Genomic DNA, 16,079 nt, shown 5'->3' with positions numbered 1-16,079 from the left:
ATGACGCACACAGCCCACCAACTGAGCCAGAATCTATAGGCAGATGGCATAGAGCTATCGGGTAGTGAATCCGAGCAGATGGCTGCACCATGAGTTGCCTCACTCTGGGGAGAGAGGACCGGAGCGTTTGGCGGTGGCGGAGAGACGCGTTCCGGGCGTGGCGGGGCGACCGGTCGAATGCGAGCGGGCGCCCCGCTATTCTTCGCCCTCAGCTTCCGGGCGGAGGTGCTCACCGCCGAGAGTGACGTCACCGCCATCTCGGGCGATCGCACCAACGGCGGAACCGCGCCTCACCAGCGCTTCCCTCGGCTCAATATCATACTCAGATGAGTGTCGAACACACCAACGTGTAGGACGCTATGCCCGCCCGGGATAGCCCTCCCAACGCGAGCTCCTCCTCACAAACGACAGCAGCAAAGGCGCCAGTCGCCGCTTGCGCATGATGGGAGGTGGCGAGTACCAGAGTCATCGTCAGGATGTGTGGACCGCCAAAGTTCACACATTGGTTCCGATGGTGCAGCCGAGATGGGTACGCCATCGGCGCTCGAAGGTCCCGCCTGCAGCACACGGCGCGGCAGCCGTCGGTCCATTACTGGCCTGATCGGAGATCGTGGTCACGGACGGGTCGCCGAACAGCGGAGCGATGGCCCTGCCGCCCCTTGTGCCGCGCTCGGCCCGTTAGTAAGCGGTGGCAAAGCATGGGGCGGACGCGCATCCTCCGGCGCTGAGCGGGCGCACAGCGGGCATCGAGCCATGCGCGTAGGCTTCGTCGCCACGATGGGCCCCGTGCGCTCGCCGGGATAGCGCCTCCCCATCGAGCGCCGACAAGTCGCTCACACCGCCCAACCACGCGGGTCAGCACGAGCGCAGCGCGTCTGCCGTGCGGAGCTCAGAGCGGCCATCATTGACATCGCCGCCCCGACGTCGCCCGTCACAAGCATCGAGGCGTCCCGCTGGAGGATGAAGAATCCGCGATGCCCCAGCCGCGATCGGCCACCCGCCGCCTGGGACAAGGCCATGAACACACGCTCATCCCGAATGTCGTCCCACGAACAGAACGTTGACGTTCTGCGCTCACGGTTGTCGCCCGAGACGGGATTAAACGGGCGTTGGATCCCAAGCCATGATCACGGAGCTTCCCAGGCGTCCATCTTGCCCAGCTTGGGCGCCAGCGCCGGCATCGCAGCCGGACTAGAGCGGCGTACCGCCAAGCAGGCAGCGCGATAGCTCAGTCCTATCACCACTTCGTAGTAGTCGAGGGCGACGTGACGGGACCAACCTGATTTGAGCCATCTACGCATGACGATGCGATTGGCCCTGCGGCAGGAGAAGGGAGATCCCGCAACGCGCGACGCCAGCCAGTCTCGACAGGCGCAGAACACCAAGCAGATCGAAGGTGAAGCATGAGCTATCACTCCTTGAGCCACAGAGCTGCGGCGGTAGCTGCTGCAGCGGTCCTTGCGGCGGCCTCTGCCGCAGTGGCCACAGGGGCCGCACAAGCAAGCCCCGTCATGCCCGCGGAATCAGCCCTGAGCAATGTGCTCTCCAGCGGCACTGATCGTTCGTCGCACGCTGTCAGCGCGGCAAGCCAGCTAGCTAGGGACTACCGAGTCTCGGAGGCAGAGGCGACTCGCAGGATCAGCCGCCAGGAATCTCAGTTGCGATTGGCAGGTGACCTGCGCGAGAAATTCAGCAAGCGCTTCGGTGGTGCATGGATCGACCAGAAAAATCAAGGCAAGCTGATCGTGGCCCTCACGGGGAGCTCTTCCGGAGAACGCACCGTCACCGCAAACAAAGTTGCCGCAGCCGCGACCGCAAGCGGTCTTGCCGACACGACTACAGTTACGGTCCCGCGTGCCGAATCTGAACTGGAAGACATACAGGAGGAAATCGCCCGCAGAATCAGCGCAGCCAACAAGGGCGCTCGAAACGGCCTTCAGTCCTTCGTGGATATCAAGGCTAACAGCGTGCAGATCGATCTCCCAGAGGGAAAGAAGCTGACGCCTGCCCAGCAGGCCGTCGTTCAATGGGCGACGAAGCGCTACACGAAAGCCGTACGGCTTGGGACATACAAGCACCCTTCCGTCCCGCTGTACTGTGGTGACCAGTATGCCTGCGACCCCCCACTGAGGTCTGGTGTGGCTGTCTACATGGGCGGCGGGCGATGCACCTCGGCCTTCATGACATATTCAGGAAGCTCCTACTACATGCTCACCGCCGGGCATTGCGCGGAGATGGGCTACTCGTTCTACGTCCCGACGTACAGCTACGGCAACCAGTACGTCGGGTCGGCGGCCGGGTATGACTTCGGCTACTACGGCGACTCGGCCGTTGTCCGGATCGAAGATTCGGGGTGGTGGCAGCCGCGGGGCTGGGTCTTCCCGCAGACGTCAATCAGGTCCTACGGCACCGACTATGTCGGGCAGTATGTTTGCAAGGAAGGATCAACGACCGGTTACACCTGCGGGGAGGTCACTCAGACAAACGCGACGGTCTACTACCCGGGGCGGACACTGACCGGCATGACGTGGAGCACCGCCTGCGTGGCAGCGGGAGATAGCGGAAGTGGCGTCTACTACGGGTCTCTGGCGTACGGCATCCTGAGTGGTGGACCCAATTCAGGCTGCGGCATGATCCATGAACCCGTCAAGCGGGCCTTGCGGCGGTGGGGTGTCAACATTCTGCCTGGCTGATTCCAGGCCGGCTGACATCTCTGAAAGGCCAGCCCGACAGGGATGGCTAGGCGACACCTAGCTTGCCTAGCCATCCCTGGCCAGTGCTTAGCACCCCTGCTCCCCCAGCCCTACACCTACGGGCCCCCTCCTGCCGTCGGGCGGAGGCTAAGCGTACGCTCAATTTGCGGCACCCCCGTTGCCTTTTGATTGTTCCCGGCCGGGGACCTTGGTCGGTCGGTCCGGTATGACTTCCTTCCCTGTCGTTGCGATGATCCGGGGGTGTTGGCGCCGGTCGGGGTGGCGTCGGTGGACCTTTGAGAGGGGGCACGGCCGCCCGTGGGGTTGATCTCTTCGTACCATGGCTGCCGGCAGTGCGATGCTCAGACCAGCGGCCGAGACCACGGACGATGCGTGGAGGCGCGTCTGGTACGCGACGGATATTGGCCTCTACCTCGGCTTGGGCGTCGGCACAGAGGGCCACCACACGGTCGAGCTGGCTCCGGAAGGTAGACGGCTACACGACGCGGCGTTGCCGAATACTGAGGCGCGACTGCGGCAGTTGTTCGACAAGCTGGCCTGCCAGGGACGGGTGCTGGTGGTGGTCGACCAGCCGACCTCGATCGGCGCCCCGCCGGTCGCGGTGGCGCGGGCGGCGGGGGCATCAGGCGGCCTACCTGCCCGGCCTGGCGATGCGGCGCATCACGGACCTGCACCCCAGCACAGCAAAGACCGACGCCCGTGACGCCTACATAATCGCCGATACCGCCGCATGGGCGAACGCCTGGTCGAGCAGATCATGAGCGCCCTCGACGAGCAGACCCGCCACCGCCCCCGGCACCACCACGCCGGAGACGATCCTGCCCCGCCCTCGCCGAACGCCTCCACGACGTCCTGCGCCACCCCCGGCCACCTCGCCGCCTGCGCCAGGCTGGCCCCGTCACCCGACGCTCCGGCAGCAGCATCCGCGGCGAACACCCACCCACCTGACGCCGCTGCGAGGTCCTATACGCCATGCTCCGCGACAAAATCCCTACCGGCCACGGCCCACCGACCCCGTCCCCGCTAGACCAAACCTATAGAGACACCGCCCCCGGATCACGGCAGCCAGCGCGCTAATTGGTCGGAGCTGGAGCGGAAAGGGTTTGAGGGCGCGAACCGAATGGCACTTTCACCATCAAGGTGAACACCTTGGACCTGCACCCTATCTATTCAACATGATTGTGGCCGAGGAGCCCGCATTCAAGACGCATGCGCTGAAGCTCATGTTCCATTGCTCGACGCGAGGACGATTTTAGTTGCGTCTGACGGTGAACAGAGATCGTATGATCAAGCAAGCGCTGGGCGGAATCGCATCGCCCGCTTCTGTACAGAACCAAGGCAAGCGTCGCCTGCGCTCGAAGCGTCGCAAATGATTTCGCGCCTTCGCTTTCTGCATGATGACATACGAGATCGCTGTACGAGCTTGCTGCCCGCTCGAAGTCATTGGTGGCAAGGTAGAGCGAGGCTACGACGCTCAGAGCCTCACGCGCCTCCTTTGACGCTCGTCCTAGTGCGTCGCGGAGGAAGGACTGAGACCACACCGCCCAAGGCAATGCCGATGAGGACTGGCCGCAACGCGACCTCAGCTTGGCGTAGAGTAACGCCGATGCTGCAATCTCCACACTCGGCGGTGGCGATCCGCCGAGCGGATCAAGCCCCGCTAGAAGATGCTGGAGTTCTTTAATGGCCGCGCGGGAACGACCGCTTTCAGCGAGTTGGCGAGCATGGGCGGCAACTGCGGCAGGAGGGACAGAACCCGCACGGCCCGGGCGGCCTTGCCGCCATGTGATGAGAAGGTCGTTGACCGTTCCGCCCACACTTACTCGCTGGACAGCCCGCGAGACGAGTGCGCTGTCTCTGCTCCACGTGCTTCGAAGCGAGGAATAGCTCACGCGAGTCACGACCGCCGATGTCACGGTGACGGCGAGGCTCGATGCAGGAATGGGCCTCCTCCTGCACGACGATCCGCATCGATAGACCACATCCTGATGCGGCAATTCCACCGGTATCATTAGGCGTTCACAGAATCGACAAAAGGCGACGTCGGGCGGGAGGAGCGGAGGCAAAGGGAATCGCGCCCTATCAACCCACTCCTTAACCGTTACCAGGGAAATACCGTGCCGCCGGGCCAGGGTAGCCGCCATTTCGTTCTGACTAAAGCGATTCACCTGTTCCAAAACTTCAGTCACCACGTCAGCAACGAAACCGACCGTCCACGTCGAGTTGCCAACGGGAGTCAAGGCATCTCCTTGCAGCCTGAGCGGATTCCGCTACTCATCTCGAATTTAAACGATTAGGACTTTTCTTTGGGCATCGATGGCATCCGGCATGATATCGGGAATCAATGGAGATCCCTTCAATCAGTGGAGCGTGCAACAGTACTACCGGCAAGTAGCCGCAATGTCAAGCACGCCCTACAGGATGAGGCAACGCTTCCCAGCTCGGAGGACTTTCCATTGCTTTAGACTATGCCTACAATGAATGCCCCACGACGGGAAGGGCAAGCCTGGGCGCGGTCACCATAAGGCTCCACGCACGGCGTCTTTCTTGCCATCGTGCTTAGCGAGCGACGAAGGCATACGTAACTAGGTCCAGCCGGGCAACCTTCCAAACAGATCATCGGCCTCGCACTCAACTATTGTGTGGAGAACTGATTCCCGCGCGCCATGTCGTGCCGCATACGCGTGCGCCGCCGTCACATGACAAGCAGTGCCGTGCGGCATCGATCTCACTCCTGTGACTCGAGGGGCGCCCGGATCACGTTCAGGCGAGGGGTGCACGAAGCAAGAGGTGTTCCGCCAGATGTTCCGCCTGGATGCCTCGGCCGCTGGATGAGGCTTGCTCGGGTGGGGATGACTCCGCCGATCATGGCATGCAAGAGCTGGCCGGCGGCATGGTGTCAGCGGGAGCTAGCCCTCCGCGCGGTCGGTCTTGTAGGTATGCTCGACAGGCCTCAATACCTTGCGCGGCGAGCGAAACCCACCGGGCCGAGCCGGGTCGCCTGCCGGGGTTAGGTAAGCTCCAGAGTCGGCGTGTACTAGAAGGGCATCACGCACGCCCTGAGGGCCGGATGGAACTACCGCCTAGATGGCGATGTTCCCAGGTGCTTGACTGACAGGCCCGGAGCGGAGCAGGCATGGAAGAGGATCAGTGGACCGGCAGTAGAGGTGACGCTGCGCCTGGCCTGCAGATCACAGCACTTCAGAACCGGCAGAGTCTTCGCGAGGGCGTAGCGCATGCCCTTCGCGCAGCCATCGTTGCTGGAAGCCTACGGCCCGACTCGACCTACTCGGTCCCAATGCTGGCCGAGCGCTTCGGCGTATCGCCTACGCCAGTTCGGGAAGCGATCCTCGACCTGGCAAAGGAGGGCTTGGTCACGATCGTCAAGAACAAGGGTTTTCGCGTCAAGGATCTGACCGAAAAAGAGCTAGACGACATCACTCAGATCCGGGAGCTCCTGGAAATTCCCATCGTAGCCGATCAGGCTGGCAGACTTACGGCAGATCAATTGAAGGATCTGCGAGCGCTGGCGGACGACATCGTTTCCGCTGCCAAGCGTGGCGACCTGGTGAGCTACATCGAGTCGGACAACGCCTTCCATCTCACGCTGTTAGGCGCGGCCGAGAATGTTCGGCTTGTTGAAACGGTTAGCGACCTGCGCAATCGCACACGGCTCTACGGCCTTGACGCGTTGGTGAAGAGCGGAGGGCTAGTTGCCTCCGCGAGCGAGCACCTAGAACTGGTGGAACTGATAGCTGCAGGCAATCGAGAGGCAGTGGTCCACCTCATGCGGCACCACTTGCACCATGTCCGGGGCATCTGGGCGGCGCGGCGCGAGGGCTGACCCGCAGCTTCTACGGCCAGATGAGACGCAATCGCTACTTCACACGGGATGCGAAGACCCAGACCCCGCGTTGCCGCTAGCGATGTGACACTGACGCAGGCAGCAGCCAGATGCGCGGCCGGCCAAGGATGCCAGGGCCGCTAACCCGCCGGCCGCCAAAGCACGGGGCGCCCCGCTCGAACACCGGCGTCGAAGTCTGCTCGGCCTTATCGGACTCATGATCATCAAGAGGTAGCGATGGATGAGCCCAGGCGGCTGCCTTGGTGACGACGCCGTCGTTGCTGGAAAACCTCCCAGGCTAGGCCCGTGCGGCGGACCAAGCTCGCGCGGCAGCTCGGCGACCTCACCGCGGCTGGGGTGCGCAGCATCTCGCTCGATCGCGGCATACGCGCCCGTCCATCCAGGTCGCCTGCGACACATGAACCGGCTACGCCTCTTGACGGGATCCTCAACAGCGCTAATGTAGTATGTAACATATTACTGATGGAGGCCGCATGGAAAAGATGCCGTGGCGCGGAGTGCTCGTGGCGACCGCTCTACCGTTCGCCCCCGACCAAAGCATCGACCTCGGCGCTTACGCCGCGCACGTCGGATGGCTCGCCGACAACGGTTGCCATGGCGTTGTCCCTAACGGCTCCCTCGGCGAGTACCAAGTGCTTAACGTCGAGGAACGAGCGGCTGTGGTACGCACAGCCGTGCAGTCCGTCCCCCGCGGATGCGCGGTAGTGCCAGGCGTGTCCGCCTACGGCGCCGACGAAGCCCGCCGATGGACGGAGCAGGCCGCGGAGGAGGGCTGCGCGGCCGTAATGCTGCTGCCGCCTACTGCGTACCGCGCCGACGAAACAGCCGTACTGGCCCATTACCGCGAGGTGGCGAAGGTTGGCCTGCCGATCGTCGCCTACAACAATCCTCTGGACACCAAGGTGGATTTGTCCCCTACTCTCCTGCAGCGTCTGCACGAGGAGGGTCTGATCGTCGCGGTCAAGGAGTTCAGCGGCGACGTCCGCCGCGCTTACCAGATCGCGGAGGCAGCGCCTGGTCTCGACATCCTGGCCGGCGCGGATGATGTCGCACTTGAGTTTCTTATTGCAGGGGCAGTGGGATGGATCGGCGGCTACCAAAACGCCATTCCGGCAAGCTGCGTCCGGCTCTACGAGGCCGCGGTTGCGGGTGACCTCAGGACCGCTGTACTGCTTTACAAGGCGCTTCACCCACTGTTGCGGTGGGACTCGCGCACCGAGTTCGTTCAGGCGATCAAGCTCTCAATGGACGTCGCCGGTCGCACTGGTGGCCTCGCACGTCAGCCACGGCAGCCACTGGCACCGACGGACGCTGCGACGATCCGCGCTACGACCGAACGGCTACTCGCAGCAGGACACCGCTGATGCGCAGCACCCGCGTCATCCATGTCGTTGACTCCCACACTGAGGGAATGCCCACCAGGGTGGTGACCGGAGGGGCGCCACTCCTCCCCGGAAACACCATGGCGCAGCGTCGCGAATACCTGATGAACCACCGCGACGACCTCCGAACATTCTTGATGTACGAGCCACGTGGACACTCCGCTATGTCCGGGGCGATCTTGCAGCCACCCACCCGCCCCGATGCCGACTTCGGGGTGGTCTATGTTGAGGTATCCGGGTGCCTGCCGATGTGTGGGCACGGCACAATCGGTGTGGCGACCGTGCTGGTGGAGACCGGCATGGTGCCGTCGACAGAGCCTTCCACGACTATCCGCCTCGACACTCCAGCAGGGCTAGTGGTTGCATCCGTCACGGTGGCACAGGGGCGCGCCACGGACGTTACGATCCAGAACGTCCCTTCATTCCTGATGGAACAGGACGCCGTGGTAGACATTCCCGGATACGGACGGGTGCGCTACGACCTCGCGTTCGGTGGAAACTTTTACGCGATTGTCGACCTGCCGGAGTTGGGACTGCGACTGGACCACACCGACAAGAACCGGTTACTGGACGTCGGCCTCGCAATCATGAAGGGCGTGAACGATACCGCCCGCCCCGTCCATCCTGAGCAGCCTCACATTTCCGGATGCCATCACGTCTACCTAGCTGCGGAGGGAGCAACCGCTCGGCTTTCCCGGCATGCCATGGCTATCCATCCTGGCTGGTTCGACCGATCCCCATGTGGCACCGGCACGTCAGCAAGGATGGCTCAGTTGCATGCCCGTGGACTGCTTCCCCTCGGCCAAGATTTCATTAACGAGTCAATTATCGGTACTCGATTCACCGGTCGGCTGGTAGAGACCACCACGGTCGGTGGTCGGCCCGCGGTGGTACCGACCGTAACAGGACGAGCATGGCTCACTGGCACCGCCCAGTTCTTCCTCGACCCAGACGACCCTTTCCCTGCGGGATTTATGCTATGACCCTCATTCAGAGCCGTTCCCCACAGAACCCAGACGACATCGTCGAAGAACGAGTCCCGGTTACCCCTGAACACGTGCAGGTTCTAGCTGGCAGGGTGCGAGCCGCGCAACTCACGTGGCGTCGCCAAGATCCCTCCAGTCGTGCCGCTGCCCTGCGTGGTGCGGCCGACCGATTGAGAACCCGGGCGGACGAAGCGACCGCCCTCATCGTCCGTGAGGTGGGTAAGCCGGCAATGGAGGCGCGCGCCGAGGTCAGCCGGGCCGCTGCCATCCTGGACTACTACGCCCAGTCATGCTTCGCGCCGACCGGCGAACTGCTGGCACCGACGCTGCCAGCAAATCAGCCCGGCCTCCTGTTCACCGAACGCCGACCGCGAGGTGTGGCTGGTCTCGTAACTCCGTGGAACTTCCCGCTGGCCATTCCGGTATGGAAGGCCGCACCAGCCCTCGCAGCCGGAAACGGCGTGCTGCTCAAACCATCGCCGAGCGCCCTAGCCTGCGGCAATCTGGTACAGCAGCTGTTCGACGGGCTGCTTCCCGCCAACCTGCTACATGTCGTTCCGGGTGGGGCGGACACCGGCCAGGCGGTGATCCAAGCGGCCGATGTCGCCTCTTTCACCGGCTCCGAGTCGGTCGGTAGGAAGGTCGTGGCCGCCGCTACTCAAGGCGGACTGCCGGTTCAGGCCGAGATGGGCGGGCAGAACGCCGCTGTCGTGCTGCCCGACGCCGACCCTGCCACCACCGCCATCATGCTTGCTGGTGCCGCGATGGGGTACGCGGGGCAGAAGTGCACCGCCACCCGGCGAATTATCGTGGTGGGGGACGCCGCTGTATTTACCGAAGCTCTGGTGGCGGCAGTGGCGGCGCTGCGCGTCGGCGACCCGACGAATGTCGACGTCGTCGTCGGTCCTGTCATCACCGAAGCCGCACGTCACCGAGTGCTCGACGCCGTCACCGCGGCACGCGCTGCAGGCGGCCGGGTTCTCACCAATGACATCGCCACCAGGGACGGCTTCTATGTAGCGCCAACGCTGCTCGACTCAGTCGACCCTGGCCACTCGGTCGCGTGCGAGGAGACATTCGGGCCAGTAGCCACGATCTTTGCAGTGCCAAATGTCCGCGCGGCCGCATCCTTGGCCAACAGTGTTCGATTCGGGTTGGTCACATCCGTGCACGGCCGCGACATCGGCCGGCTGTTCGAACTGACCAAGGCCATCGACACAGGCCTAATCCGGGTCAACGCACCTACCACAGGGGTGGACTTCCACGCGCCGTTCGGCGGCGAAAAGGCGTCCAGCCACGGCCCACGAGAACAGGGTACGGCGGCCTTGGACTTCTACACCTCGTTGCATACCGTCACCTTCGCCACTCCCCCGCTCACCTCTGCTGAGGAGGCCTCATGACTCGGGTCGATCTGAACACTGGTAGCCACGACCTACCAGTCAGCCCCGCGTTGGAGGAGTTCATGCTCTCGGGCTGGGCAGACAGCGAGCAATACCATACGGCTGCCGACGAGGGCGCCATCTGGGCCGTCGCCCGGCGGAGACAGCTACACGACCACTTCCCCGGAGAACGGCTCATTGTTCCGGCAGGAAGCTTCAAAAGACGCTCCAACGATCAACACTACCGATTCCGACCGCACTCGGCCTACGTATGGCTGACGGGTGATCAGTCGTCCGACGGGGTCCTGGTCATCGAGCCGGACGGCGAGGCAAGCCTCTTCCTCCGACCTCGCTCCGACCGGAGCACGCCCGAGTTCTTTCGTGACCGCGTGTACGGGGAGCTATGGGCCGGACGCCGGCCCTCCTTGGGAGAGAGCGAACGTCGGCTGGCCATCGCCACACACCATCTGGCCGAACTGCCGCCTGCCTTGGCCGGGAACGGCGTTGCCACCCGCGTTCTACGTGACGTCGACGTACACGTGGACCGGCTAACAGCAAATGCGGCCGCACCCGGCGACGCGGAGTTCGCTGCGGTACTGGATGAGCTGCGACTGGTGAAGGACGCGTGGGAGATCCGCCAGCTGGAAGAGGCGGTAGCTATCACCACCCGCGGCTTTGAAGACGTGGTAAGGGCGCTGCCGATGGCAAAGCGCACCTCTGAGCGCTACCTAGAGGGGGTGTTCTGGCAGCGCGCACGCCTGGAGGGCAACGACGTCGGATACCACTCCATCGTGGCCGCGGGCGCACACGCAGCAACCCTGCACTGGATCGACAACGACGGTCCGGTTCGTGACGGGGACCTGCTGCTGCTGGATGCAGGCGCCGAGACACGGTCCCTCTACACGGCGGACATCACACGCGTCCTACCGGTCTCCGGCCGGTTCAGTCCACTTCAGCGCGATCTTTACGAGCTGTGCCTCAAAGCAAACGATGCCGCTATGGATTGCCTCAAACCAGGCATGGAGTGGCGTGAGTTCCATCGGGCGGCGATGACTGTGCTGGCGCACGGCCTCGCGGACCTAGGCGTGCTGCCCGTGCCGGCAGAACGTGCCCTTACTGAGAAGTCCGGCCTCTACCGGCGATGGACGCTATGTGGATCAGGGCACATGCTCGGCCTGGACGTCCACGACTGCGCCGCTGCTCGCGCTGGCAGCTATCTGCAAGGACAACTAAAGGCAGGTCAGGTGTTGACTGTTGAACCTGGCCTGTACTTCCAACCCGACGACGAGTTGATCCCGGCTGAGCTACGCGGGATTGGGATGCGAATCGAAGAAGACGTTGTCATCACCGAGGACGGCTACCGAATCCTCTCCTCCGAGCTACCTCGGCAGCCCGACGATATCGAAACCTGGATGCATCGGGTGTCATCGTGACCGAGGCCGGCGCGGACATCGTGGTCGTCGGTGCCGGGATGACCGGTGCTGCCTGCGCCTACTATGCGGCTCGGGCCGGTCTGACAGTGACCGTGGTGGACCGCGCTGGCGTCGCATCGGGCACCACCGGCGCAGGAGAGGGAAACATCCTCCTTTCTGACAAAGCGCCTGGCCCGGAACTCTCCCTAGCGCTTCATTCGGCCGAGCTGTGGGATGAACTAGGCGAGGCCTTAGGCAAAGCACAGATCGAACTGGAAAACAAGGGCGGACTGGTGGTGGCGGCGTCCGCGACAGAGCTCAACGCCCTGAAAGCGTTCGCCGAGCGCCAGCGCGCTGCCGGGGTCGATGCGCGTTATGTCGCATCCCACGAACTGCCCAGCTACGAACCACACCTGGCCTCGCATCTCGCCGGCGCGATGCATTACCCGCAAGATATGCAGGTCCAGCCGATGCTCGCCGCAGCTCACCTGCTCCGTACAGCCGGGGTGACGGTGCTGACCGGCACCCGGGTAGTAGATTTCGTCCGCGACGCGGCCGGGGCAATTCGAGGTGTGCGGACTGATCGTGCGCTGCTCTCCACGAGAGCGGTAGTGAATGCTGCTGGCGTGTGGGCTGGCGAAGTCGCGGCGGCGGCCGGGGCTGAGCTGCCGGTCTTGCCTCGTCGTGGCTTCGTCCTCGTCACCCAGCCGCTGCCGGCGCTCGTACGGCACAAGGTCTACGCCGCCGATTACGTCGCAAATGTCGAGCGCAGCACCGCCGACCTGCAGATCTCGCCCGTAGTCGAAGGGACCCGGGCGGGCACGATCTTGATCGGCTCCAGCCGGGAGCATGTCGGCTTCGATCCGACCATGTCGTTGCGGGCGATCAGAAAGCTTGCCGCAGGAGCAATCGGCCTGTTCCCCATCCTCGGCGGCGTATCCGCGATCCGTGCCTATCGAGGTTTTCGGCCTTACAGTCCGGACCATCTACCCACCATCGGCGCGGATCCGACCGTTCCAGGGCTTTACCATGCAGCTGGCCACGAGGGGGCAGGTATCGGACTCGCCCCCGCGACCGGGTACGCCATCGCCGCCCTTCTGACCGGGAGTTGCCCGCACGTCGATCTCAGGCCGTTCGCACCGGAGCGTCACTATGTTCACCTTTGACGGCCGCCCGATTCCTGCGGAGGAGCAGCAGAGCGTCGCTGCGGCCCTGCTCGCCGCCGGCATCCGTTCTTGGCGAAGCACCCGTATAGGAAGCCGACCTCGGGGCGTTTTCTGCGGCATCGGCGTGTGCTTCGACTGTCTTGTCAGAGTCAACGGTGTGCCGTCGCAGCGAGCCTGTCTGGTCGTAGCTCAGCAGGGTGACGTGATCGAACCTCAGGACGAGCTGCGGGAGGGCCCATGAGCACGTATGACTTAGTGGTAGTTGGTGCGGGGCCGGCCGGTATGGCCGCGGCGGTTACGGCAACCGATGCCGGCTGCCGGGTCGCCATACTGGACGCTGGGTTACGACCAGGCGGACAGTACTGGCGGCATCGGACGGAGGCGGACGCTCGGAGCTACCAGGATGGATCGCTGTTTGCCGGGCTGCGCGTACAGCTTGAAGGCGTCGACCACTACTCAGATGCGGCAGTATGGTTCGTCGAGTCTCAACCAGATGACAACGGTCCGCTGTTCTTCCTCCATACCCGCTCAACGGTCGTGCTCGGCCGCAGACTCGTCATCGCCACCGGCGCCTACGACCGGGTTGTGCCCTTCCCTGGGTGGGATCTGCCGGGGGTAGTCACGGCTGGCGGAGCTCAAGCCTTGCTGAAGGGCCAGGGGGTGGTGTTCGCGCGACGCGTCGTCGTGGCAGGCACCGGACCATTCCTATTGCCGGTCGCCACCGGTCTAGCCGACGCGGGCGCCACCGTGGCCGGCGTATACGAAGCAAACGATCCTCTCCAATACGGGCGGCACGTCCGTGCAGTTCTCGGCGCAGCCAGCAAGTTAACCGAGGCCAGCCGGTACGGCTGGCGAATGCTACGGCGCCGGGTGCCGTACCACCGCCGGAGGGCAGTGGTGGCCGCGCACGGCAGCGAGCAGCTCACTGGCGTGACCGTCGCAGCAATCAGCCAGGGAACCGTCGTGCCCGGGAGCGAACTCCGCATCGACTGCGACGGCCTCGCTGTCGGCTTCGGATTCACACCTCAGCTTGAGATGGCCGTGGCCCTCGGATGCGTGACACACCTAGGCCACGACGGCAACCTCGTGGTGAAGGTCTCGCCGGATCAAGCAACGTCGGTGGTGGGCGTATACGCCGCGGGCGAGGTGACCGGAGTCGGCGGGGCTAAGCTGGCGCTGGTGGAAGGGCACCTGGCCGGTGACGCGGTTGCCCGTTCTCTCGGTCGTGTAGCCCCGCTTCCTACAGGCCGACGCAATAGATTGATGCGGAACCGGCACCGTTTACGGCGTTTCGCCGCGGCGCTTCACGCAGTCCATCCCATGCCCCCGTACTGGCCCGATCTTTGCGATGACGACACGCTCGTCTGCCGCTGCGAGGAGGTGTCAGTCGGCACTGTCCGGCAGGCGATGCGTGAAATGTCTGCTGCCGATGCCCGAGGCACGAAGCTGTTGACGCGAGCTGGAATGGGGTGGTGTCAAGGACGGATCTGTGGCTATGCCACAGCCTGCCTGACCGCCCGGGAGGCGTCCCGGCCGCCGGGCTTGCCAGATCTAGCCGGCCACGCTTCTCGCCCGCTGATGCAGCCGATCACACTCGCCGACCTCGCGGGCAACCAACGCGACGGTTTGGACTGACTTCGCGGCGGTGCGTCAGCAGCCAGTGGTTGCCACCCAAAACCGTTTGACGAGCTGGACCCGGGACGCTTGGCGGATGCTCCGGCTCTGCGCGATCCGTCTCAGCACTCGATCACGTTGACGGCGAGCCCGCCCCGCGCGGTCTCCTTGTACTTGACCTTCATGTCCGCGCCGGTCTCCCGCATGGTCTTGATGACCTTGTCCAGCGACACGTGGTGCACCCCGTCGCCGCGCAACGCCAGCCGGGCCGCGGTGATCGCCTTGATGCTCGCCACCGCGTTGCGCTCGATGCACGGGATCTGCACCAGGCCGCCCACCGGGTCGCAGGTCAGCCCCAGGTTGTGCTCCATGCCGATCTCGGCGGCGTTCTCCACCTGCTCCGGCGTGCCGCCGAGCGCCTCGGCCAGACCGGCCGCCGCCATCGAGCACGCCGAACCGACCTCGCCCTGACAGCCGACCTCGGCCCCGGAGATCGACGCGTTCTCCTTGAACAGCACGCCGATCGCGCCCGCCGCGAGCAGGAACCGGACCACGCCCTCCTCGGAGGCGCCGGGCACGAACCGGGTGTAGTAGTGCAGCACGGCCGGGATGATCCCGGCGGCGCCGTTCGTCGGCGCGGTGACCACCCGCCCGCCGGCCGCGTTCTCCTCGTTGACCGCCAGCGCGAACAGCGTCACCCAGTCCATCGCGCGCAGCGGATCCTGGCTGCCGGTCTCCGCCTCCAGGCTGCGCCGCATCTCGGCCGCGCGCCGCCGGACCTTCAACCCACCCGGGAGTACGCCGTCACGGGTGCAGCCGTTCTCCACGCACTCGCGCATCACCCGCCAAATCTCCAGCAGCCCCGCCCGTACGTCCGCCTCGCTGCGCCAGGACAGCTCGTTGGCGAGCATCACCTCGCTGATCGACAGCCCGGTGCCGGTGGTGACGGTGAGCAGTTCCGCGCCGGTGAGGAAGGGGTGCTTCACCCGGGTGGTGTCCGCCTTGATCCGGTCCGCCCCGGCCGCCGCCTCGTCCACCACGAACCCGCCGCCGACCGAGTAGTACGTGCGCGACCGCACCTCGTTCCCGGCCGCGTCGTACGCCGCGAACGTCATCCCGTTCGGGTGGTACGGCAGCGAGCGCCGGCGATGCAGCACCAGATCCGCGTCCGGGTCGAAGTCGATCCCCTGGCTGCCGAACAGGTCGAGCCGCCGCTGCGTGCGGATCCGCTCCACACGCGGCCCGACCGAGTCGGTGTCGACGGTCTCCGGAGCCTCGCCCTCCAGCCCCAGCAGCACCGCCCGGTCACTGCCGTGCCCGTGACCGGTCGCGCCGAGCGAGCCGAACAGCTCCGCCCGTACCCGCGCCACGTCCGCGAGCTGCCCGTCGGCCTTCAGGCCCGCCACGAACGTACGGGCGGCCCGCATCGGCCCGACGGTGTGCGAGCTGGACGGCCCGATACCGACGCTGAAAAGATCGAAAACACTGATCATCACGATCGTGCTCCTGTCGTCGCCGCTATCGTTTACACATCCTGGGCCGCTTCGCTTATGGCTCTCGA

Annotated in this window: 10 protein-coding genes and 1 pseudogene; 10 read left to right on the top strand and 1 reads right to left on the bottom strand. The window is 64.7% G+C overall.

The features are described from left to right. The first annotated feature begins 1,511 nt into the window (after positions 1–1,511). The 10 genes and pseudogenes from ACN27C_RS20305 to ACN27C_RS20260 all read left to right on the top strand — a co-directional run bounded on the left by ACN27C_RS20305 (position 1,512) and on the right by ACN27C_RS20260 (position 14,539). On the top strand, positions 1,512–2,693 hold the full coding sequence (locus tag ACN27C_RS20305; RefSeq protein WP_162959073.1) for a S1 family peptidase: 1,182 nt from the start codon (positions 1,512–1,514) through the stop codon (positions 2,691–2,693). Positions 2,694–3,051: 358 nt separating this feature from the next. Next, positions 3,052–3,442 (top strand): annotated as a pseudogene (locus ACN27C_RS20300) (IS110 family transposase); the annotation flags it as partial. Positions 3,443–5,850: 2,408 nt separating this feature from the next. Beyond that, complete coding sequence (locus ACN27C_RS20295) at positions 5,851–6,558, top strand: GntR family transcriptional regulator (protein ID WP_120569322.1); 708 nt, start codon at positions 5,851–5,853, stop codon at positions 6,556–6,558. A gap of 494 nt (positions 6,559–7,052) precedes the next feature. Then, positions 7,053–7,943, top strand: a complete 891-nt coding sequence (locus ACN27C_RS20290) for a dihydrodipicolinate synthase family protein (protein WP_120569321.1) — start codon at positions 7,053–7,055, stop codon at positions 7,941–7,943. After that, the gene (locus ACN27C_RS20285) at positions 7,943–8,944 is read left to right on the top strand and encodes a proline racemase family protein (RefSeq protein ID WP_120569320.1); all 1,002 of its coding nucleotides are present in this window, start codon (positions 7,943–7,945) and stop codon (positions 8,942–8,944) included. Before ACN27C_RS20290 ends, ACN27C_RS20285 begins: the two co-directional genes overlap by 1 nt. After that, a complete protein-coding gene (locus ACN27C_RS20280; RefSeq protein ID WP_422747405.1) occupies positions 8,941–10,347 on the top strand; it encodes an aldehyde dehydrogenase family protein in 1,407 nt (468 codons plus the stop codon). Before ACN27C_RS20285 ends, ACN27C_RS20280 begins: the two co-directional genes overlap by 4 nt. Continuing rightward, the gene (locus tag ACN27C_RS20275) at positions 10,344–11,759 is read left to right on the top strand and encodes an aminopeptidase P family protein (RefSeq protein WP_422747403.1); all 1,416 of its coding nucleotides are present in this window, start codon (positions 10,344–10,346) and stop codon (positions 11,757–11,759) included. The genes ACN27C_RS20280 and ACN27C_RS20275 overlap by 4 nt, the downstream gene beginning before the upstream one ends. After that, positions 11,756–12,904 carry an NAD(P)/FAD-dependent oxidoreductase gene (locus ACN27C_RS20270; RefSeq protein WP_422747401.1) on the top strand — a complete coding sequence of 383 codons (1,149 nt, stop codon included), beginning with the start codon at positions 11,756–11,758 and terminating at the stop codon, positions 12,902–12,904. Before ACN27C_RS20275 ends, ACN27C_RS20270 begins: the two co-directional genes overlap by 4 nt. Next, the gene (locus ACN27C_RS20265) at positions 12,891–13,145 is read left to right on the top strand and encodes a (2Fe-2S)-binding protein (protein WP_358177650.1); all 255 of its coding nucleotides are present in this window, start codon (positions 12,891–12,893) and stop codon (positions 13,143–13,145) included. Before ACN27C_RS20270 ends, ACN27C_RS20265 begins: the two co-directional genes overlap by 14 nt. After that, positions 13,142–14,539 (top strand): FAD-dependent oxidoreductase, encoded by a 1,398-nt coding sequence (locus ACN27C_RS20260; protein WP_422747399.1) that lies wholly within the window; start codon positions 13,142–13,144, stop codon positions 14,537–14,539. The genes ACN27C_RS20265 and ACN27C_RS20260 overlap by 4 nt, the downstream gene beginning before the upstream one ends. Before the next feature lie 101 nt (positions 14,540–14,640). On the opposite strand, the gene ACN27C_RS20255 is transcribed toward ACN27C_RS20260, so the two are convergent. Then, positions 14,641–16,011, bottom strand: coding sequence for an L-serine ammonia-lyase (locus tag ACN27C_RS20255; protein ID WP_422750665.1), 1,371 nt, complete (start codon positions 16,009–16,011; stop codon positions 14,641–14,643). Positions 16,012–16,079: the final 68 nt, after the last annotated feature.

It is taken from the genome of Micromonospora sp. WMMD1219 (assembly GCF_049315215.1).
In the GTDB taxonomy this organism is placed as follows: domain Bacteria; phylum Actinomycetota; class Actinomycetes; order Mycobacteriales; family Micromonosporaceae; genus Micromonospora; species Micromonospora tulbaghiae.
Note: the sequence above shows the minus strand (reverse complement) of the source record. Positions and strands in the feature narration are given on the sequence as shown.